The sequence below is a fragment of the Polynucleobacter sp. MWH-Braz-FAM2G genome (genome assembly GCF_018687635.1).
Lineage (GTDB): Bacteria > Pseudomonadota > Gammaproteobacteria > Burkholderiales > Burkholderiaceae > Polynucleobacter.
Window position 1 is genome coordinate 1,998,872 of sequence record NZ_CP061300.1, and the last position, 20,826, is coordinate 2,019,697.

The 20,826-nt window shown below is 45.5% G+C and carries 18 protein-coding genes; 12 read left to right on the plus strand and 6 right to left on the minus strand.

Annotated features, from left to right (window positions below; genetic code table 11):
• Nucleotides 1-30: 30 nt before the first annotated feature.
• Genes ubiE through FD973_RS10105 form a run of 3 tightly spaced genes read right to left on the minus strand, consistent with a single transcriptional unit; the run spans nucleotide 31 to nucleotide 5,011 of the window.
• On the minus strand, nucleotides 31-774 hold the full coding sequence (ubiE, locus tag FD973_RS10095; RefSeq protein WP_215323447.1) for a bifunctional demethylmenaquinone methyltransferase/2-methoxy-6-polyprenyl-1,4-benzoquinol methylase UbiE: 744 nt from the start codon (nucleotides 772-774) through the stop codon (nucleotides 31-33).
• Nucleotides 774-1,172 carry a gamma-butyrobetaine hydroxylase-like domain-containing protein gene (locus tag FD973_RS10100; protein ID WP_215323449.1) on the minus strand — a complete coding sequence of 133 codons (399 nt, stop codon included), beginning with the start codon at nucleotides 1,170-1,172 and terminating at the stop codon, nucleotides 774-776. Before FD973_RS10100 ends, ubiE begins: the two co-directional genes overlap by 1 nt.
• On the minus strand, nucleotides 1,172-5,011 hold the full coding sequence (locus FD973_RS10105) for an FAD/FMN-binding oxidoreductase (protein WP_215323451.1): 3,840 nt from the start codon (nucleotides 5,009-5,011) through the stop codon (nucleotides 1,172-1,174). Before FD973_RS10105 ends, FD973_RS10100 begins: the two co-directional genes overlap by 1 nt.
• 134 nt (nucleotides 5,012-5,145) lie before the next feature.
• Here FD973_RS10105 and ilvA point away from each other — a divergent pair, with 134 nt between their 5' ends.
• Genes ilvA through queF form a run of 3 tightly spaced genes read left to right on the plus strand, consistent with a single transcriptional unit; the run spans nucleotide 5,146 to nucleotide 8,451 of the window.
• A complete protein-coding gene (ilvA, locus tag FD973_RS10110; RefSeq protein ID WP_215323453.1) occupies nucleotides 5,146-6,666 on the plus strand; it encodes a threonine ammonia-lyase, biosynthetic in 1,521 nt (506 codons plus the stop codon).
• 15 nt (nucleotides 6,667-6,681) lie between these two features.
• On the plus strand, nucleotides 6,682-7,590 hold the full coding sequence (locus tag FD973_RS10115) for a 5'-nucleotidase (RefSeq protein WP_215323455.1): 909 nt from the start codon (nucleotides 6,682-6,684) through the stop codon (nucleotides 7,588-7,590).
• Nucleotides 7,591-7,623: 33 nt separating this feature from the next.
• Nucleotides 7,624-8,451 (plus strand): NADPH-dependent 7-cyano-7-deazaguanine reductase QueF, encoded by an 828-nt coding sequence (gene queF, locus FD973_RS10120; RefSeq protein ID WP_215323458.1) that lies wholly within the window; start codon nucleotides 7,624-7,626, stop codon nucleotides 8,449-8,451.
• A gap of 96 nt (nucleotides 8,452-8,547) precedes the next feature.
• Here the strand turns inward: queF and ssb are convergent, their stop codons facing one another.
• Both ssb and FD973_RS10130 read right to left on the minus strand, forming a co-directional pair.
• Nucleotides 8,548-9,003, minus strand: coding sequence for a single-stranded DNA-binding protein (ssb, locus tag FD973_RS10125; protein WP_215323460.1), 456 nt, complete (start codon nucleotides 9,001-9,003; stop codon nucleotides 8,548-8,550).
• Nucleotides 9,004-9,090: 87 nt separating this feature from the next.
• A complete protein-coding gene (locus FD973_RS10130; protein WP_215323462.1) occupies nucleotides 9,091-10,269 on the minus strand; it encodes an MFS transporter in 1,179 nt (392 codons plus the stop codon).
• Between the two features lie 37 nt (nucleotides 10,270-10,306).
• Here FD973_RS10130 and uvrA point away from each other — a divergent pair, with 37 nt between their 5' ends.
• Nucleotides 10,307-13,207 (plus strand): excinuclease ABC subunit UvrA, encoded by a 2,901-nt coding sequence (gene uvrA / locus FD973_RS10135; RefSeq protein WP_215323464.1) that lies wholly within the window; start codon nucleotides 10,307-10,309, stop codon nucleotides 13,205-13,207.
• Nucleotides 13,208-13,249: 42 nt separating this feature from the next.
• Here the strand turns inward: uvrA and FD973_RS10140 are convergent, their stop codons facing one another.
• Nucleotides 13,250-15,232 carry a monovalent cation:proton antiporter family protein gene (locus tag FD973_RS10140; protein ID WP_215323465.1) on the minus strand — a complete coding sequence of 661 codons (1,983 nt, stop codon included), beginning with the start codon at nucleotides 15,230-15,232 and terminating at the stop codon, nucleotides 13,250-13,252.
• 11 nt (nucleotides 15,233-15,243) lie between these two features.
• Between FD973_RS10140 and FD973_RS10145 the strand changes: the two genes are divergently transcribed.
• The 8 genes from FD973_RS10145 (at nucleotide 15,244) to hprK (ending at nucleotide 20,823) form a co-directional block, all read left to right on the plus strand.
• Entirely contained in the window at nucleotides 15,244-16,236 is a 993-nt protein-coding gene (locus tag FD973_RS10145; RefSeq protein ID WP_215323467.1) for an SIS domain-containing protein, read from the plus strand.
• Between the two features lie 35 nt (nucleotides 16,237-16,271).
• Nucleotides 16,272-16,844 carry an HAD family hydrolase gene (locus FD973_RS10150; RefSeq protein ID WP_215323469.1) on the plus strand — a complete coding sequence of 191 codons (573 nt, stop codon included), beginning with the start codon at nucleotides 16,272-16,274 and terminating at the stop codon, nucleotides 16,842-16,844.
• Nucleotides 16,845-16,847: 3 nt separating this feature from the next.
• A complete protein-coding gene (gene lptC, locus FD973_RS10155; RefSeq protein WP_215323471.1) occupies nucleotides 16,848-17,489 on the plus strand; it encodes an LPS export ABC transporter periplasmic protein LptC in 642 nt (213 codons plus the stop codon).
• A 10-nt stretch (nucleotides 17,490-17,499) separates the two neighbouring features.
• A complete protein-coding gene (lptA, locus tag FD973_RS10160) occupies nucleotides 17,500-18,066 on the plus strand; it encodes a lipopolysaccharide transport periplasmic protein LptA (RefSeq protein ID WP_251368773.1) in 567 nt (188 codons plus the stop codon).
• Nucleotides 18,063-18,830, plus strand: coding sequence for an LPS export ABC transporter ATP-binding protein (gene lptB / locus FD973_RS10165; RefSeq protein ID WP_215323473.1), 768 nt, complete (start codon nucleotides 18,063-18,065; stop codon nucleotides 18,828-18,830). The genes lptA and lptB overlap by 4 nt, the downstream gene beginning before the upstream one ends.
• 191 nt (nucleotides 18,831-19,021) lie before the next feature.
• The gene (gene hpf / locus FD973_RS10170; protein ID WP_012358449.1) at nucleotides 19,022-19,345 is read left to right on the plus strand and encodes a ribosome hibernation-promoting factor, HPF/YfiA family; all 324 of its coding nucleotides are present in this window, start codon (nucleotides 19,022-19,024) and stop codon (nucleotides 19,343-19,345) included.
• Nucleotides 19,346-19,378: 33 nt separating this feature from the next.
• Complete coding sequence (locus FD973_RS10175; protein WP_215323475.1) at nucleotides 19,379-19,840, plus strand: PTS sugar transporter subunit IIA; 462 nt, start codon at nucleotides 19,379-19,381, stop codon at nucleotides 19,838-19,840.
• The gene (gene hprK / locus FD973_RS10180; protein ID WP_215323477.1) at nucleotides 19,837-20,823 is read left to right on the plus strand and encodes an HPr(Ser) kinase/phosphatase; all 987 of its coding nucleotides are present in this window, start codon (nucleotides 19,837-19,839) and stop codon (nucleotides 20,821-20,823) included. The genes FD973_RS10175 and hprK overlap by 4 nt, the downstream gene beginning before the upstream one ends.
• The last annotated feature ends 3 nt before the right edge of the window (nucleotides 20,824-20,826 follow it).

A 20,826-nucleotide genomic window follows, 5' to 3' on the forward strand; every position in this document is an offset into this window, starting at 1 on the left:
GTTTCTAAAAGCTTAAAAACTCTACGACTATCAATATTTAATACCAATATGTAGGGCAACGATACCCCCAGTCATTCTGTGGGTTTCCACTTCATCAAAACCTACCCCCAACATCATTTCTTTGAGAGTTTCAGCATCAGGATGCATGCGAATAGATTCCGCTAAATAACGATAGCTCTCAGAATCTTGAGCAATCTTCTCTCCCAGCCAAGGCAAAACCTTAAAAGAGTAAGCGTCATAAACAGGTTGCAAAAAAGCATCTGGTTTTGAGAATTCCAAAACCAAAACACGACCGCCAGGCTTAATCACTCGACGCATCTCACCCAAAGCAACATCTTTATGGGTCATATTACGTAAACCAAAGGCTACCGTTACCACATCAAAGTGATTGCTAGGAAAAGGAATTTTTTCAGCATCAAATTGCACACAAGGCAATGCGATACCGCGATCCAACAATCGATCACGTCCAACTCCCAGCATAGATGCATTGATATCACTTAACCAAACCTGTGCATCGGGATTGCGGCCTAAGTCCGCTGCTTTTGCAAAAGCAGCGGCTAAATCACCAGTACCGCCAGCTATATCTAGAATCTTTTGCCCAGGACGCACATTTGCGCGAGCAATCGTTATTTTCTTCCAAACACGATGCAAACCGAAAGACATCAAGTCATTCATTACATCGTATTTACTAGCTACCGAATGAAATACTTCAGCAACCTTTACTGCCTTCTCGGCCTCATCAACGCTTTGATAACCGAAGTGGGTTTTACTCATTAGTGGCTTCCACAAGAATGGCCATGCGAATGTCCCGCTTGCGCCATAGGCGCATCCCGATCAAGACCTGCAGCAGCTAACTTATCTAAATGCTCTTTCCATAATTCATCTTGGTTTTCACACAAGAATAATAGATATTCCCAGGTATACAGACCTGAATCATGTCCATCAGAAAAGCTGGGCTTCAGAGCATAATGACCAACTGGTTCTATATTAGCAATTAAGACTTCACGTTTTCCAGTTTGCAATGTTTCCTGTCCAGGACCATGCCCTTGAACCTCGGCTGAAGGAGAGAGAACTCTCATCATCTCAAAAGGTAATCGATAGGTTTTCCCGTTCTCATAAGTGAGCTCCAAAACCTTGGACTGCTGATGCACCACTATATTGCTTGGAATCATTAAACGAGAACCCTCTCAATACCGCCTTGGTTTGCCTTGCTTACGTAGTCTTGCATCCAATCTTTACCAAGTAACTTTTCGGCCATTTCAACAACAATGTAATCAGCAGTGGTATCACTATCAGCATCGAATCGTGTTAAGCCTTGCAAGCAAGATGGGCAACTAGTTAGAACTTTGACTTCACCAGTGAAGTCACCTTTACGTAATTCGTTGGCAGCCTTTTCCATTTCAATCTGCTTGCGGAAGCGCACTTGAGTAGAAATATCAGGTCGAGTAACAGCCAATGTTCCCGATTCGCCACAACAACGGTCATTCTTTTGAATGGCTTTGCCATCTTCAAGCTGAATTAATTCATTAACTGTCTTCAGGGGATCTTGCAACTTCATTGGGGAGTGACAAGGGTCGTGATACATATACTTCACACCAGTAACGCCAGAAAGCTTGACGCCCTTCTCCGCCAAATATTCATGAATATCCACTATTCGGCAACCAGGGAAAATCTGTTCAAACTGATAGCCCGCCAATTGGTCATAACATGTGCCACATGAAACCACTACGGTTTTGATATCTAGATAATTCAGAGTATTGGCAACACGATGGAATAGAACACGATTGTCCGTAATCATCTTCTCTGCTTTATCAAATTCACCATTACCTCGTTGCGGATAACCACAGCAGAGGTAGCCTGGAGGAAGAACAGTTTGCACGCCAACATTCCACAACATCGCCTGAGTCGCTAAGCCAACTTGCGAGAACAACCGTTCAGAACCGCAACCAGGAAAATAGAATACCGCTTCGGTTTCTGTGGATGTCGTCTTTGGGTCACGAATAATTGGGACGTAATTTGCATCCTCTATATCCAATAAAGCACGCGCAGTTTTCTTAGGTAAATTGCCCGGCATTTTCTTATTCACAAAGAAAATGACCTGCTCTTTAACGCTGGGATTGCCTACCGTTGCAGGAGGATGAGCTGTTTGCTGTTTTGCAAACTTACGCAGTACGTCGTTACCCAAACGCTGTAGCTTATAACCCCAACCAATCATGGTCTTGCGGGCAAGATGAATGGTTTCAGGACTAGTAGCATTCAAGAAGAACATTGAGGCGGCAGTACCCGGATTGAAACGTTGCTGCCCCATCTTGCGCAAAAGATTGCGCATGTTCATAGTGACATCACCAAAGTCGATTTTGACTGGACAAGGCGTCAAACACTTATGACAAACAGTGCAATGTGCAGCTACATCGTCAAACATTTCCCAATGGCGGATCGATATACCGCGGCGTGTTTGCTCCTCATACAAAAAAGCCTCGATCAATAATGAGGTTGCCAAAATTTTGTCGCGTGGGCTGTAAAGCAAATTCGCACGTGGCACGTGAGTTGAGCAAACTGGCTTACATTTTCCGCAACGCAAACAATCTTTCACGCTATCCGCAATCGCACCAATATCACTTTGTTGCATGATGATCGATTCATGACCCATCAACCCAAAGCTAGGGGTGTATGCCATGCTCAGATCAGCATGGGGCAACAATTTACCTTTATTAAAACGGCCTTCTGGATCAACCTGATTCTTGTAACTACGGAAGTCTTTTAATTCAGCTTCAGTAAGGTATTCGAGCTTCGTAATACCAATCCCATGTTCACCAGAAATCACACCATCTAATGAACGCGCCAACTTCATGATGCGGTCAACAGAGCGATGCGCGTCTTGCAACATCTCATAGTCATCCGAGTTAACAGGAATATTTGTGTGAACATTTCCGTCACCAGCATGCATATGTAAAGCCACAAATACCCGCTTACGCAAAATATTTTTATGAATTGCTTCAAGCTCGGCAAGAATGGGCTCGAATGCGAGGCCGCCAAATATGATGCGCAATTCAGAGCGAACCTCTTCTTTCCAAGAGGCGCGCAAGCTATAGTTTTGCAACTGTGGGAAATACGTATCCATCTGCACGAGCCATTCAGCCCAACGCATACGTACTTTTGAAATTAACTCCAAAGCCTGTTGAACGCGGTCGCCCAGAATTTCAGCAGTAGGGATTTCGTAATCCTCATCGCTTTTACCTAAAGGCAAAGCACTCTTTTTCAAGAAGCTTTCTAGCCCATCGAGTACTTGTAACTTGTTTTTAAGTGAAAGTTCGATATTGATTCGATCGATACCATCCGTGTACTCGCCCATGCGAGGTAATGGGATGACAACGTCTTCATTAATTTTAAATGCGTTGGTATGACGAGCAATGGCGGCCGTACGTGCACGATCTAGCCAAAACTTTTTACGGGCTTCCGCACTTACAGCAACAAATCCTTCACCAACCCGCAAGTTCGCCATTCGCACAACTTCACTAGTGGCGGCAGCTACAGCCTCCTCATTATCGCCAGCAATGTCACCGATCAATACCATCTTTGGCAAGCTATTGCGCTTTGATTTAGTTGAGTAACCCACTGCGCGCAAGTAACGGTCATCAAGATGCTCAAGTCCGGCCAAGATTGGTCCGCCTTGCTTACTTAGGCCATCTAAGTAAGCTTTGATCTCCACAATACTGGGAATTGCTTCTCGCGCCTGACCAAAAAACTCTAAACAAACGGTACGCATGTACTTTGGCATGCGATGTAACACCCAAGTTGCACTGGTAATCAAACCATCACAACCTTCTTTTTGCACGCCGGGCAATCCTGATAAAAATTTATCAGTTACGTCTTTACCCAATCCTTCTTTGCGAAAACGTTTACCCTCAACTTCCAATAATTCTTTTTTGAGAATTCGCTCTCCAGGTTCACTATTTCCATCAGACCAAGTCAATTGAAAACGTACTGTCGCCACATCATGAATCTTGCCCATGTTGTGATCAAGACGTTCAATATCTAACCAGTTACCTTCTGGATCTACCATGCGCCAGCTAGCAAGATTATCTAAAGCCGTTCCCCAAAGAACTGCTTTTTTACCACCAGCATTCATCGCAATATTGCCACCAATGCAGCTTGCATCCGCAGAAGTAGGATCAACCGCAAAGACAAGCCCAGCATGCTCTGCAGCATCAGATACTCGACGAGTAACTACACCTGCACCAGTAAAAATAGTAGAAACTTCGTGATCAAGTCCAGGCAACTTCTTGGACTTCACGCCACCAATATCTTGCAACTTCTCAGTATTGATTACTGCTGACATTGCGTAGAGCGGAATGGCGCCACCCGTATAACCCGTGCCACCTCCGCGAGGAATGATAGTCAAGCCCAGTTCAATACAGGCTTTGACCAAACCAGGAATCTCAGATTCGTAATCAGGCTTTAAAACTACTAATGGAAACTCAACGCGCCAGTCAGTAGCATCTGTCACGTGAGCAGCGCGAGAAACGCCATCAAAACAAATATTGTCAGCTGCCGTATGGCGACCTAATTCCTTACGAGCACGTTTACGAATTTGCTCAACATCTTTAAAGCCAATTTCAAAATTCTCAATTGCGCGATAAGCAGCGTTTAACAAAATCTCTACTTGGTCGGCAGAATCACCAATGTTACGTTTCTTCACTTCGCCCAAGCGATGCCAAAGCGCATCAATTAATTGTTTGCGACGATCGGGGTTATCTAGTAAGTCATCCTGTAAGAAAGGATTACGTTGAACAACCCAAATATCCCCCAAGATTTCAAACAACATACGCGCAGAACGACCTGTTCGGCGAACCCCACGCAAATCATTTAGAACGCGCCAAGACTCCTCACCCAATAAACGAATGACAATTTCTCGATCAGAAAAGGAGGTGTAGTTGTAGGGAATTTCACGGAGACGGGGAGAGCCCGCCTCAGCATCCAACAACTGGTTCAAAGCTAATGGTGCGTTCATAGCGACATATTTGATAAATAAGCATTTTAATTGAGCTATCCCGATAGTGGCAGGATTCCGAGAAAGTTGCTCCTGAATTGGATAAACCCTTGCAAATCTAAGGGCTTAGGAGTCATCCGTGGTACGCTCATCGGATGGCAACGAACTATTTAAAGAAAATTTTATCGGCTCGCGTCTATGACGTAGCCAGAGAAACCGAGCTACAGCTCGCCCCTGAACTCACTAAACGGTTGGGTAACCTGGTTCTTCTAAAAAGGGAAGACAACCAGCCAGTTTTCTCATTCAAACTACGTGGCGCCTATAACAAAATGGCCCATTTACCCCCAGAAGCCCTAAAACGTGGCGTTATTGCTGCTTCAGCAGGCAATCATGCTCAGGGTGTAGCTCTTTCCGCGGCCAAAATGAAGTGCAAAGCGGTCATTGTGATGCCGGTAACCACACCCACTGTCAAAATTGATGCCGTTAAGGCCAGAGGTGGTTCTTGGGTGGAAATCATCCTCCATGGCGAATCCTATAGCGATGCTTTCAAGCATTCTGAAGTGCTGGGCAAAAAAAGAGGTTTAACTTTTGTTCACCCGTTTGATGATCCAGATGTTATTGCGGGACAAGGAACCATCGCCCATGAAATTTTTACCCAGTACGAAAAACCCATCGATGCGGTTTTTGTAGCCATCGGAGGCGGTGGACTTATTGCCGGCATTGGTGAATACATTAAGGCAATCAGCCCTAAGACTAAAGTGATTGGTGTTCAAGCTTCTGATTCTGATGCCATGAATCAATCTCTCAAAGCAAATAAGCGCATTGAGATGAAGGATGTTGGCCTATTCTCAGACGGCACTGCTGTGAAACTCGTTGGCAAAGAAACGTTTCGCATCTGTAAAAAGGTAGTAGATGAGATTGTGACGGTCGACACCGATGAAATCTGCGCAGCAATTAATGATGTATTCACAGATACTCGAAGCATTCTTGAACCTGCTGGCGCCCTAGCGATTGCCGGCATGAAGAAGTATGTCGAGAATAAACGGATCAAGAAGAAAACCTTGGTAGCTGTGGCTTGCGGAGCAAATATGAACTTCAGCCGTCTTCGCTTTGTTGCTGAACGTGCTGACGTAGGCGAGTATCGTGAGGCGATATTCGCCGTGACCATCCCCGAAGAGCGTGGCTCCTTTAAACGCTTTTGCGAACTACTCGGCAAACGCAATGTGACTGAGTTTAACTACCGTATTGGCGATCAAAACGAAGCACATATTTTTGTCGGCATTAGTACTCATAAAGCGGGTGATAGTGATGCAATTGCAAAACACTTCCGTAAAGCAAAGTTTGCAACGATTGACCTCACGCATGATGAGCTAGCAAAATCACATTTACGCCATATGGTTGGCGGTCACTCTGCGCTAGCAAAAGATGAATTGCTGTATCGCTTTGAGTTCCCTGAGCGACCAGGCGCCTTGATGAAGTTCTTAACCAGCATGGCACCCAACTGGAATATTAGCTTGTTCCATTACCGTAACCATGGTGCTGACTATGGTCGCATTCTGGTTGGCATTCAGGTTCCCAAAAATGAGCAGAAAAAATTCCAAAGCTTTTTGGCTGGTCTAGGTTATCCGCACTGGGATGAGAGCAACAACCCTGCATATCGCCTGTTTCTTAAATAAGACGTAAGCAATCTGATGTCATATACGCTCACTGGAAAACTCGTCGTAGCAATCTCATCGCGAGCCCTGTTTGATTTTGAAGAAGAAAACCGCATCTTCGAGTCAACTGACGATAGCGCCTATATGAAATTACAACTTGAGCGTCTAGGCACTGCAGCTCAAACTGGCGTAGCCTTCCCTTTGGTAAAGAAACTTCTCGCTTTTAATGATGAAGGTGAGCAGCGAGTGGAGGTTGTGATTCTCTCACGCAATGACCCTGTTAGTGGCTTACGTGTTTTTCGTTCTGCAGAACATCATGGCTTGCATTTAGAACGCGGAGTATTCACCAGAGGTCGACCTCCATATCACTATCTTCGCTCACTGCATGCCAATCTATTTTTGTCTGCCAATGAAGATGATGTTAGGGCAACAATTGATGCGGGCTTTCCAGCCGCGCGTGTTTATCCAGAGTCCAGTAAAACTGCCGAGTCTCATCCTAATGAAATTCGCATTGCATTCGACGGTGACGCAGTTCTGTTCTCTGATGAAGCTGAGCAAGTATTTCAGAAAAAAGGCCTAGAAGCTTTTGTGGACCATGAGAGCAAGAAGGTTGACATTCCTTTGCCTCCTGGCCCATTCAAGCCCCTACTAGAAGCGTTACACAGACTACAACGCTCTACCAGCGAAAGTGGAATGCGTATACGCACCGCACTGGTGACAGCTCGCTCTGCACCCGCACACGAACGCGCGATTCGGACGCTAATGGCATGGGGCATTGACGTTGACGAGGCGATGTTCTTGGGGGGCTTGTCGAAGAGCGAGTTCTTGCGAGAGTTTGAACCCGACTTCTTCTTTGATGATCAAACCGGTCATTGCCAATCTGCTGCATCAGTAGCGCCAACGGGACATGTTGTATCGGGCGTATCTAACAAGCCTAAAAACTAAACTGCAACGAGTCAAAAAGAAATAAAGTAATTCATGGCAACAATTCCACTAGGGCAATCAACACAATATCCCGATCAATATGATCCGAGTTTGCTGTTCCCCATCCCAAGAATTGAGAATCGCAAGAAGCTTGGCATTAGTGAGAGCCAAGTATTGCCTTTTGTAGGCGTCGATATTTGGAATGCATTTGAACTGAGTTGGCTTAATCAAAAAGGAAAGCCACAAATTGCGGTGGCAGAGTTTCAAATACCAGCAGACTCACCAAACATGATTGAATCGAAATCATTGAAGCTGTATCTCAATAGCCTGAATAACGCTCGATTTGAAGATGAAAATGAAGTTAGACATCGCTTGATTACCGATCTATCTGCAGTTGCTGGTAGCAAAATTACTACTCGCATCAACTCTACAGAATCAACTGCCAAAATGGGCATGCAAGAAATGGGTGGCATATTGATGGATCGTCTCGATATTGAAGTGGATCCCAATCAGCCCGCTGACCCAAGTCTACTGGGCGTCAATGAATCTTTTGGGCCTATTGAGCAATGCTTAGTCTCGCACCTACTCAAATCAAATTGCCCTGTTACTGGCCAACCTGATTGGGCCAGTGTACAAATTCGATACCAGGGCAGACCAATCCTTGAAGAAGGTTTATTGCGTTACCTGATCGGCTTTAGACAGTTGGGTGAGTTCCACGAGCACTGTGTAGAAACCATCTTCACTGATATTAAGCGTCAGTGCAAACCAGAAAAACTATCTGTGTATGCGCGCTATACACGACGAGGCGGTCTAGATATTAATCCTTTCCGCACCGATCACAATTCTCCGTGGCCAGAAAATATTCGGCACGCACGACAGTAAACTATTAAAAACAGACAAAGAAAAACCCCTTGTAGGAAAACCTAGAAGGGGTTTTGTAATTTAAGCATCAGCAATTAAGCAATGCTTAATCCATACTTAAAACGGAATATCGTCATCCATTGCACCAAGTGATGCAGCACTTGATGAGGCTGGAGAAGACTGCTCAGCCGGCTTTGAACGACTATAGCTCTCGCCACCATCACCGCCTCCGCCCACTGGCTTACCACCGAGCATCTGCATGGTTTCGGCAACGATTTCGGTGGAATACTTTTCTTGGCCACTTGCGTCGGTCCATTTACGAGTACGCAAACGACCCTCAACATAAACCTGTGAACCTTTTTTGAGATACTGTCCAGCGATCTCTGCAAGCTTACCGAAGAATGCAACACGATGCCATTCTGTGGTTTCTTTCATTTCGCCAGTTTGTTTATCTTTATAGCGATCTGATGTTGCTACTGAAATATTTGTAACGGCGTCGCCGCTTGGCATGTAACGCGTTTCTGGATCACGTCCTACGTTACCTACGATGATGACCTTATTTACCGAAGCCATGTTGTCTCCCGAAGAAAAATACTGCTGTTATCACTGCTAAAAAATAAACTGCTCGCTCTTACTAAATGCATGAAGCTGCGGTTATGTCTATGTGGCTATATCCTTTGATTCTGCTGCTCTTACCGGCATTTCACCCATCGACCAAGCAATTATAAGCCAGCAAATTAAGAGTGCGGCACCCATTACAAAGACCGATAAATCACCATGGCTATCCATCAAATAACCTCCAATAGCAGCCCCAGAGAACAGACCAATCGATTGTGTAGTGTTGTAAACACCTAATGCAGTGCCCTTAGATTCCTTAGCAAAACGTGACACCAAGGATGGCTGTAAAGCTTCGAGTAAATTAAAGCCTACAAAATAAACTAGCAATGCACATGCAATAGTCATCACTGAATTTGCTTGAATAAAGATCCCTTCTGCAATCAGCAATAAAACAATTGCAACTAACAAAACCGTTCTCAATTTCTGCTTCTTTTCACCATAAATTATCGCTGGCGCCATGAAGACAAATGACAGAAGAACTACAGGTAAATAAATTTCCCAATGAGAGGAAAGAGGCATTCCTGCTTGCACTAACAAACGCGGGACCACTAAGAACATAGCCACTTGCGTTGCATGCAATACAAATACGCCGAGATTCAAGCGCATCAACTCAGGGCGAAAGAATACTTCTCTTAAAGAAGCTTGCTGCACTTTTGCTTCTGGTTTGTTAGTAGGCAAGATGTAATAAGTAACAAACATTGCCATCACGCCCAATACTGCAAGAACAATAAAAATTCCACTAAGACTAATTGCTCGGTAGATCGGCGCGGCGATTACTAATGACAAAGCAAAGGACAAAGCAATACTGCCCCCAACTAATGCCATGGCACGAGTGCGAACTTGCTCACGCGTTAAATCAGCCACCCAGGCTGAGATAGCAGCCGAAACTGCGCCAGCTCCCATAATGCCGCGGCCGATAGCAATCCAAATTAAATCATCCTTAGCCGCACAAATCAGAGCTCCAGCCACAAACAAGGAGAGTCCCCACAAAACCACTGGTTTACGCCCAATACGGTCGGATAAGCGCCCAAGCGGGATATAAAAGCAGGCTTGGACAATATTGAAGATTCCAAGGGTTAAACCGACCCAAAGAGCATGCTCGCCACCCGGCAAGCCTCGAGCATGAATGCTGAAAATGGGTAGCAGCAGGAATAGACCCAGCATACGGAGGCCAAATATGCCTGCTAAGGCCAGAGTGGAGCGAAGTTCAGAAGGATTCATGGGAAAGAGCTATATTAACAAGTTACGCTAAAAAATCATGAATAACGAAATTAAGATCCGCGGTGCCCGCACCCACAACCTCAAAAACATCAATCTAGACATCCCTAGAGAGAAACTAGTCGTCCTTACTGGCTTGTCTGGATCAGGCAAAAGCTCTCTAGCTTTTGACACTTTGTATGCCGAAGGTCAGCGTCGCTATGTTGAATCTCTGTCAGCTTACGCTCGTCAGTTTTTGCAACTTATGGAAAAACCAGACGTCGATACGATAGAGGGCCTCTCCCCGGCGATTTCCATCGAGCAGAAGGCAACGAGTCATAATCCACGCTCGACGGTTGGCACCGTAACTGAAATTCATGACTACTTACGCCTGTTGTTTGCACGAGCAGGCACCCCACATTGTCCAGATCACAATTTGCCATTGGAAGCGCAAAGCGTTTCTCAAATGGTCGATACTGTTTTAACTCTGCCAGAAGATACCAAGCTAATGATCCTTGCTCCAGTAGTAAGCGAGCGCAAAGGAGAATTCATAGACCTGTTTCAAGATCTACAGGCTCAAGGATTTGTACGTTTTCGTGTGCGCTCTGGTGGTGGAACCGCAAACCTTGCTAAGGCAGAAATTTTTGAAGTAGATCAATTACCTTCACTCAAAAAAAATGACAAGCATTCGATTGAAGTCGTCGTAGACCGCATTAAAGTTCGACCAGACATTCAGCAACGTCTTGCCGAATCATTTGAGACCGCCCTACGCTTAGCAGATGGCAAGGCCATGATTGTGGATATGGATACTGGTAAAGAAATGATCTTCTCAAGCAAGTTTGCTTGCCCAGTTTGCTCATACTCACTACAAGAATTAGAGCCACGTCTCTTCTCCTTCAATAATCCAATGGGCGCTTGTCCATCATGTGATGGCTTAGGCCACCAATCCTTCTTTGATCCAAAGCGTATCGTTGCTCACCCTGATTTATCTCTGGCCTCAGGCGCAATTAAAGGCTGGGATCGCCGTAATCAGTTCTACTTCAAACTGCTCCAGACTTTGGCAAAACATGGTGGCTTTGATGTAGAGAAGCCATTCGAAACGCTGAGCAAGAAACAACAAGATCTCATTCTCTTGGGCTCTGGCGATGTCACTATTCCGTTTGAGTACATCAACGAGCGTGGCAAAAATAGTATTCGAGAACATGCCTTTGAAGGCATTGTTGCTAATTTTGAAAGACGGTATCGAGAAACCGATTCAGTAACAGTGCGAGAAGAGTTATCGCGTTATCAAAACGTGCAGACCTGCCCAGAATGTAACGGTAGTCGTTTGCGTAAAGAGGCACGTTTTGTCAAAGTGGGTGAGAAAAACCAATCACGTGCCATTTACGAAATCAGCGCCTTACCACTCAAAGAAGCAAAAGAATATTTTGAATCCCTTGAACTCAAAGGCGCCAAAAGAGAAATTGCGGACAAGATTATTAAAGAGATTAGTGCGCGCCTGCGTTTCTTAAATGATGTGGGCCTTGACTACCTCTCGCTAGAACGTAGTGCCGACACCTTGTCGGGCGGTGAAGCGCAACGTATTCGTCTCGCAAGCCAAATTGGTTCTGGCTTAACTGGTGTGATGTACGTTTTAGATGAACCTTCTATTGGATTGCATCAACGCGACAATGATCGTCTTATTGGCACCTTAAAACACCTGCGTGATTTAGGTAATAGCGTTTTAGTAGTTGAGCATGACGAAGACATGATTCGCGCATCTGACTGGGTGATCGATATCGGTCCTGGCGCAGGTGTTCATGGGGGCGAGATTGTTGCTGAAGGCACGCCAGCAGAAGTTGAAGCCAATCCAAACTCTCTAACTGGTGCTTACCTCGCAGGGCGTGAGGCAATCGAAGTTCCAGAAAAAAGGATTCCTGTTAATGATCGCTTCCTTGAGATCATCGGGGCCCGTGGCAATAATTTGCAATCAGTGCACGCGAAGATTCCAGTTGGATTACTTACGTGTGTTACTGGTGTATCAGGATCTGGCAAGTCCACTTTAATTAATGACACTCTTCATCACGCAGTTGCCCAACATCTATATGGATCCAATGCTGAACCTGCAGCGCATGATGCAATAAGGGGTTTAGAACATTTCGATAAAGTCATTAGCGTTGACCAATCTCCGATCGGCAGAACGCCACGCTCTAACCCAGCTACCTATACCGGGCTATTTACCCCAATCAGAGAACTTTTTGCTGGCGTTCCAGCATCACGTGAACGCGGCTATGAAGCGGGTCGCTTTTCCTTCAATGTCAAAGGCGGTCGTTGTGATTCCTGTGAAGGCGATGGTGTTCTTAAAGTAGAAATGCACTTCTTGCCAGATGTATATGTGCCTTGCGATGTCTGTCACGGTAAACGTTACAACCGCGAAACCTTAGATATTCGTTACAAAGGTAAAAATATTCATGAGGTGCTTTCGATGACCATTGAGCAAGCCCATGAATTCTTTGAAGCAGTTCCAGTAGTGAAGCGCAAACTCAAAACGCTACTGGATGTCGGGCTTGGTTATGTGCAACTAGGCCAGAGCGCCACCACTCTTTCTGGCGGCGAGGCACAACGCGTAAAACTTTCTCTGGAGCTATCCAAGCGCGATACAGGCAGAACACTATATATCTTGGATGAGCCAACTACAGGACTTCATTTTCATGATATTCAATTATTGCTTACAGTAATTCAGACACTCAAAAAACAAGGCAATACGATTGTCATCATTGAGCACAATTTAGATGTTATTAAGACGGCTGATTGGATAATTGATCTTGGGCCTAAAGGTGGTGCGGGCGGCGGCCAGATTATCGCCACAGGCACCCCTGAAGAGGTTGCTCAGAATGAAGTGAGTTTTACAGGTCACTACCTAGCGCCTTTATTGACGCGTAAATCTCCAATGTCCAGCAAAAAGAAAAGTAGTGGCAAATAAAAAGGGGTTCCTAGCAATCAATATTTGCTAGGAGTATCTATCTCAGAGCAATTTAGCTTCAGCTATATCGGTTGCCTCTGAATTGCCAGAGATCACCAATATGTCATTGGCCTCTAGAGAAAGATCGGGACTTGGGTCTAACTTTACATAGTCAGCATTTTTAGTTTTACGGCGTACAGCTTGAACGCTGACGCCATCTGATTCAAGATCCAAGTCGCCTAAAGTTTTTCCAACAGCGCGAGACTGTGGCAAAAGTGTTATTGCATGTAAACGCCAAGATTCATTTGATCCAAAGTCATCATCAGCAGAACCTCGGAAGTAGCCCCTCAACAAGCTATAGCGCTCCTCACGAGCTGTAGTTATGCGTCGCACTACTTTGCGCATAGGCACGCCCATAATCAATAGAACATGTGAGGCGATCATTAAGCTACCTTCAATTAATTCAGGGACGACCTCGGTAGCACCTGCCGCTTGCAACTTAGCAATATCTGCGTCATCTCTGGTGCGTACCAAAACTGTCATGCCTGGTCGCAAATGCTCAACCTGACGTAGCACTCGTAAACTTGCAGCACTATCAGCATAGGTAATTACTACGGCTTTTGCTCTAGAGAGTCCAGCTGCAACCAAATAATTTTCTCGACTAGCATCTCCATAGACAACATTATCGCCAGCCGCTGCAGCCTCTTTAACTCGATCGGGATCTAAATCTAAGGCGATATAAGGAATCTTTTCTTGATCTAACATGCGTGCCAAACTTTGACCTGATCGTCCAAAGCCACAAATGACAACATGGTTTTCATTGCGCACACTCTTGGCAGCAACGCGAGTCAATGCAAGCGATTGCAACAGCCATTCATTGCTAGAAAATCGCATAGCAATTCGATCACTGTATTCAATCAGAAATGGTGCGCAGAACATCGAGATCAACATTGCTGCTAATACTGCTTGACTCAAAGTAGGATCAATTAAATCCAAACCATCAATTTGATTAAGCAATACGAAACCGAATTCACCCGCTTGAGCAAGGCACAAGCCTGTTCTTATCGAAATACCTGGACTTGAGCCAAAGGCTTTTGACAACAAAGCAATGAGTCCAAATTTGAAGATCAAAGGGCCAATCAGCAAAAGCAAAACCAGCAACCACTGCTCCCGTATCACATTGAAATCGAGCAACATGCCAATCGTAATAAAGAAGAGACCAAGCAAAACATCTCTGAAAGGTTTTACATCCTCTTCAACTTGATGGCGATAAGGAGTCTCTGATATCAACATGCCAGCTAAGAACGCGCCCAGTGCTAATGACAAACCAAAGTGCTCTGTTAGCCCTGCCATACCCAGCACAATCAACAAGAGGTTCAACATGAACAACTCTTGTGAGCGTAACTTTGCGACCAATCTAAACCAATGGCTCATCAAGCTCTGGCCAATGAAGAAAATTAAAACTAAAGCAACGGTGATTTTGATAGACGCGGTAGTGAGAGCAACAAATAAATCGGAAGGATTTTTTCCGAGGGACGGCAATAAGATCAATAGGAATACAACTGCCAAATCCTGGAATAGCAAAATACCCACAACATTGCGACCATGCTCGGTTTCGAGCTCAGCACGATCAGAGATTAATTTAGTCACAATTGCTGTAGAGGACATTGCCAACGCCCCACCCAAAGCAATTGCTGCATGCCATGAGATGGGATAAATCCAATTCATCAGCAAGCTGGCGGGAATGGCCAATAGCATTGTCAGAATGACTTGGCTGCCACCAAGACCGAAAACGATAGTTCGCATTGCCCGCAATTTATGCAGGTTAAATTCAAGACCAATCGAGAACATCAGAAAAACCACGCCAAATTCGGCTAAATACTTAACTGTGGCCGAGTCATTTGCCAGACCAAAGGCATGAGGTCCAATAAGCACCCCAATGGCCAAATAGCCCAAAATGGGGGGTAAGCCAAAATAGCGGAAAATAACCACTCCAGCCACACCCGAGGCCAGAAGAATGAGGGTTAATTGAAGGACTGACGGCATATACTTACTCGATGATAGCTAAGACTCGTGAACGTACCCTAAAGCTTGCGCGCGATACCCTCACAATTGAGGCTGCTGCACTGCAAACCATGCGTGACCGCCTGGAGGGCGCCAATGCAGATGCTTTTGTCCTTGCGGTAGAACTGCTACATAGCTGTAAGGGCAGAATCGTGGTGTCTGGAATTGGGAAATCCGGTCATATTGCTCGCAAAATTGCAGCCACCTTTGCCTCAACCGGTTCACCAGCCTTTTTTGTGCACCCCGCCGAAGCCAGCCATGGTGACTTGGGTATGGTCACTAGAGACGACGTTTTTGTAGCCCTTTCTAACTCTGGTGAAACCGATGAATTACTCACCATTGTGCCCATAGTCAAACGCACTGGGGCAAAGTTGATTGCCTTAACTGGAGCCCCTAACTCCTCACTTGCCAAACTGGCAGATGCCCATCTTGATACTAGTGTTGAAAAAGAGGCTTGCCCCCTCAATCTCGCGCCCACTACGAGCACTACTGCAGCACTAGCGATGGGAGATGCCCTAGCGGTTGCCCTTCTAGATGCCAGAGGTTTTGAAGCTGAAGACTTTATCCGCTCCCATCCCGGCGGCAGACTAGGTCGCAAACAACTGATGCATGTAAGCGAAGTCATGCGCAGTCTTTCAGACACGCCTCAGATTTCCATAGATGCATCTTTGCAAGAAGCATTGTTAGAGATGACCTCTAAGCGCATGGGGATGGTAGTGATCTTAGATGCAAACAAAAAGGTATTTGGAATTTTGACTGATGGCGACTTACGTCGCCTTTTAGAGAAGACCACCAATCTTGATGGCATCAAACTTCAGAGCGCCACCACTGCGAATCCCCGCACTATTCCTGCAGAACTTCTGGCCGAAGAAGCTATTGAAATGATGGAAAAACATCGCATCAATCATCTAGTGGTAACTGATGAAAATGGCCATTTATTGGGCGCATTAAATCTGCACGATTTATTTGCAGCAAAAGTTATCTAGTCATTTAATTTCATTACTAGTCGAGCATCCCTTTCATGTCTAGCGCCTTTACTCCACACAATACCAACCCGCTATCTCAGTATCCACAAGCCTGGGAGCGTGCGGGTCAAGTGAAGCTCCTAGTTTTGGATGTTGATGGCGTTCTTACTAATGGTCAAGTTTGGATTGGCGCTGATGGTAAAGAGTCTTTAAAAGCTTTTGATATTCAAGACGGTTTAGGTATCAAACTATTAGAGCAATGTGGTATTCCTACCGCCATCATCACTGGCAGAAACTCCAAAATGGTTTTGGCTCGCTGCGAAGAATTGGGGATCAAACATGTTCACATGGGTGTAGAGAACAAAGCGCTTGCTTTAGCCGAAGTCATTAAATCTTTAGGTCTTACCTATGCAGATTGCGCAGTCATGGGTGATGATTGGCCAGATTTGCAAATGATGAAACAAGCTGGCTTCAGAATATGCCCTGCGCAGGGACATGAAGCCGTAAAAGAATTTGCGCACTTAGTGACCACCCATACGGGTGGCAATAGCGCTGTCCGCGAAGTATGTGACTTAATTCTCAAAGCACAAAATCGCTATGACGAATTACTCCAAAAGGCTTGTAGTTAAGTAATGCACGTAAGCCCTCAGCAACTTAAACTCAGTATTGGTCGTACGCTTTTGCGTTTAATGCCGCTGATTTTGATGGGGGTCCTAACCTTAGCTACTTTTTGGTTAGTGCAAAAAAATACTCCTCCTGATAAACCCGCCTTAGAACGAGTACGTCTTCATGAACCTGATTACACAATCAGAGATGGGGCACTATCAGCTCTAAATGAACTAGGCACTACTAAGTATCGGATCTTAGGCGTTAAGGTGACCCACTACGATGACGATGCATCTATTGATATTCAGGCGCCACGAATGCGCTTGTTTCAAACAGATAAGCCTCCGGTGACCGTCAGATCAGACACTGGACATCTCGATGGCGACCTCACCATACTGGATTTATTTGATAACGCAACCATTTTTCGTCCAGCCCAAGAAGCTACTGCAACCCAAGCGGCTACCCTGAGAATGTTAGCCAGCTCAAGCTACTTCAAAGTTTTAATTAATGATGACATTATTGAAACCAATAAGCCAGTTACCCTTCAGCAAGGTATGTCGATCATGAGCTCGACTGACGGCGGGATATTTAATAATGTAGAACAAAGTATGGTGCTCACCGGCCAAGTTAAGGGTCGTATTGAACGTGCGCCAAAGAGCACTCAATAAAATGATTTCAATGAATCCTCTTCTGACTCGTACCACTTTGCAAGGCCTATTTGTCATCCTGGGTCTATTGTTTGCAAACTATAGTTTTGCTGAAAAAGCTGATCAAGATAAGCCAGTTATCTTGGAGGCTGAGAAAGTATCCGTTAACGACGTCAAACAGGTCTATGACCTCAATGGTCAAGTACTTCTCATTAAGGGAAGTATTGTTGTTACAGGCGAGGATGGGCACATTACGGTTGATCCACAGGGGTATGAGTTTGTGGATGTAGTCGGCACACCAGAAGCGGTTGCAAGCTTTAGACAGCGTCGCGAAGGCTTAGCAGATGAGTTCATGCAGGGACGAGGTGCTCAAGTTACCTATGATGCGAAGAGCGAGTTTCTAACGCTCACTGGTGATGCTAGTTTGAAGCGCTTACTTAATATGCAAATGATTGATCAATTGAAGGGCTGGCAAATTGAGTACGATGATGTAAAACAGTACTATCGGGTTGTACCCCCCAAAGATGCAAAACCAGAAGACCTACCTTTAGCAAGAGCGATTCTTTCACCAAGACGAAAAGCAACCTTAGAGAAATGACAGCGGATACCATTCAAGCCAATAGCACCCCTACGCTAAGCGCTCATCACCTACAGAAGCGTTACGGCTCAAGAACTGTAGTTCGAGATGTATCCGTACAAGTCAAATGCGGCGAAGTTGTAGGTCTACTTGGGCCTAATGGCGCCGGCAAAACCACCTCTTTCTATATGATTGTTGGGCTAGTGCCACTCGATGGTGGAAACATTATTTTGGATGGCGCAGACATCACGCATCTTCCCATTCATGAAAGAGCTCGAATGGGTCTCTCTTATCTGCCGCAAGAAGCATCCGTTTTTCGAAAATTAAATGTGGCCGAAAATATCCAAGCTGTTCTTGAGCTACAAGTTCACGGCGGCAAGCCCCTTAGCAAGGCGGAGATTAGCCATCGCTTAGATGAACTTTTAGGTGAACTCCAAATTAGTCATCTTCGCAATAATCCTGCCCTATCTTTATCGGGCGGAGAACGCAGGCGAGTCGAAATTGCCAGGGCCCTTGCTTCACAGCCAAAATTTATCTTGTTAGACGAACCCTTTGCTGGCGTTGACCCTATTGCAGTTGGGGAAATTCAGCGAATAGTCCGCTTTTTAAGAGATCGCGATATCGGGGTATTAATCACTGACCACAATGTTCGCGAAACACTGGGCATCTGTGACCACGCATACATCATCAGCGAGGGCAGCGTCCTAGCCGAAGGCAAACCAGACCAGATTATTCAAAACGATGCCGTCCGAAGAGTGTATCTAGGTGAAAATTTCCGGATGTAAATCTGGAAGAATCCCCACATTTAATGCAATAAAAATTAGTTACCCCCCTTGGTTTTCAGCAAATTCACTGATACGCTGGAGGTTCATGGTTTATTTTCCAAAAAAAACAGTCAAAAGATTTCAGGGGCCCGCTGCGCACCCCGGGTATCAGCATGCGCACGCATCTATAGTATTTATCAAAGGAGTTGCTCATGAATTTGAAAATTAATAGCCGCCATGTTGAAGTTACACCCGCTATGCGTTCTCACCTTGAGGCGGGGCTAGCTAAAATTCGTAAGCACTTCGATCACGTCATTGATGCCTCCGCCTTTTTGGTGGTCGATAAAGCCAAAGAGAAAGACTTACGCCAAAGCGCCGAGATAACCATTCACCTCAAAGGTAAGGATCTATTCGCAGAAGCACACAACGCCGACCTGTATCACGCTATGGACGCAGTAGTCGATAAACTCGAGCGCCAAGTAGTTAAACACAAAGAAAAGATTCAGGATCATCATCACGAAAAGCATTTTGAGTAATCTTGACCGTCAGGACACCTATAATCAATTCACATGAATGCCCTGACCAATCTTTTTACCCCTGACTGCATTGCATTGGACGTCCCTGCGAAAAGCAGAGCCGATGCATTTGCAGCCGCAGGAGAGTTATTTGCCAAGCAAACGGGAATCGATGCAAACTCTGTAGTCGGATTTCTCAATGCTCGCGAAGATTTAGGCTCTACCGCTCTCGGAGCTGGTGTCGCCATACCCCATGGTCGAGTAAAAGGTCTTAAACAGCCAAGCGCTGCCTTTATGAGGCTCCAAGAACCGATTGAGTTTGCTGCCCCAGACGGTGATGCAGTATCTGTTTTGATCTTTCTATTAGTACCCGAAAAGGCTACTCAACAGCATTTAGAAATCCTATCTTCTATCGCGCAATTACTTTCTGACGCTGACGCCCGAGAAACTCTGTCTTCCACAAATGATCCCTCAACTGTTCGCGAACTATTGCAACATTGGGGTACGGCAAAATGACGCAGCCTTTACTCCTAGATGGAGTGACTGCGCAGCAGATTTTTGATGACAATGTTTCAGATTTAAAACTTTCCTGGATTGGCGGCCTAGAAGGCGCCGATCGCACGTTCCCGCCAGAAGCCGTAAAAGCGGCGGCAGCCAGCTCGGACCTAGTGGGTCACTTAAACCTCATTCATCCAAGTCGAATTCAAATTTTTGGTGAGCAAGAGGTTGACTATCACGCCGCACTAGAAGCAAAACAAAGACAGGAACAAATTGCTAACCTGATCTCAAAGACTCCACCTTGTGTCATTGTGGCCGACGGTAAAGCTGCAGACCCTGACTTACAGTTATTTTGTCAGCGCTCATCTACACCCTTATTTACTACCGCCATCTCTGCCGCTGAAGTCATCGATCATCTGCGCACTTATCTAACTAAAATTGGCGCCCCACAAATCACAATGCATGGTGTCTTTATGGACATTCTGGGCTTAGGTGTTTTGTTAACTGGTGAATCTGGCTTAGGCAAAAGTGAGTTAGGGCTTGAACTGATTTCTCGGGGGCATGGTCTAGTCGCTGATGATGCAGTTGACTTCTCCCGTCTTGGACCGGACTATATCGAGGGTCGCTGCCCAGTAATCTTGCGCAATCTTCTCGAAGTACGTGGCTTGGGTTTGCTAGATATTCGTACTATTTTTGGCGAGACAGCCGTACGTCGTAAATTAAAGCTGCGCCTCATAGTGCAGCTTGTTCGCAGAACTGATGGCGAATTCGAACGCCTTCCTCTCGAAGCGCAACATATTGATGTACTTGGCATCCCCATTCGCACTGTAAAGATTCAGGTTGCCGCAGGTCGAAACTTAGCTGTACTTGTTGAGGCGGCTGTGCGCAATACGATTTTGCAGTTGCGCGGCATCGATACCCTAAAAGAATTCATTGAACGTCAACGCCAACAAATGAACGTTGAGGCCGAAACCACAAAGTCACAAGGTCGCTTACTCTAAGCC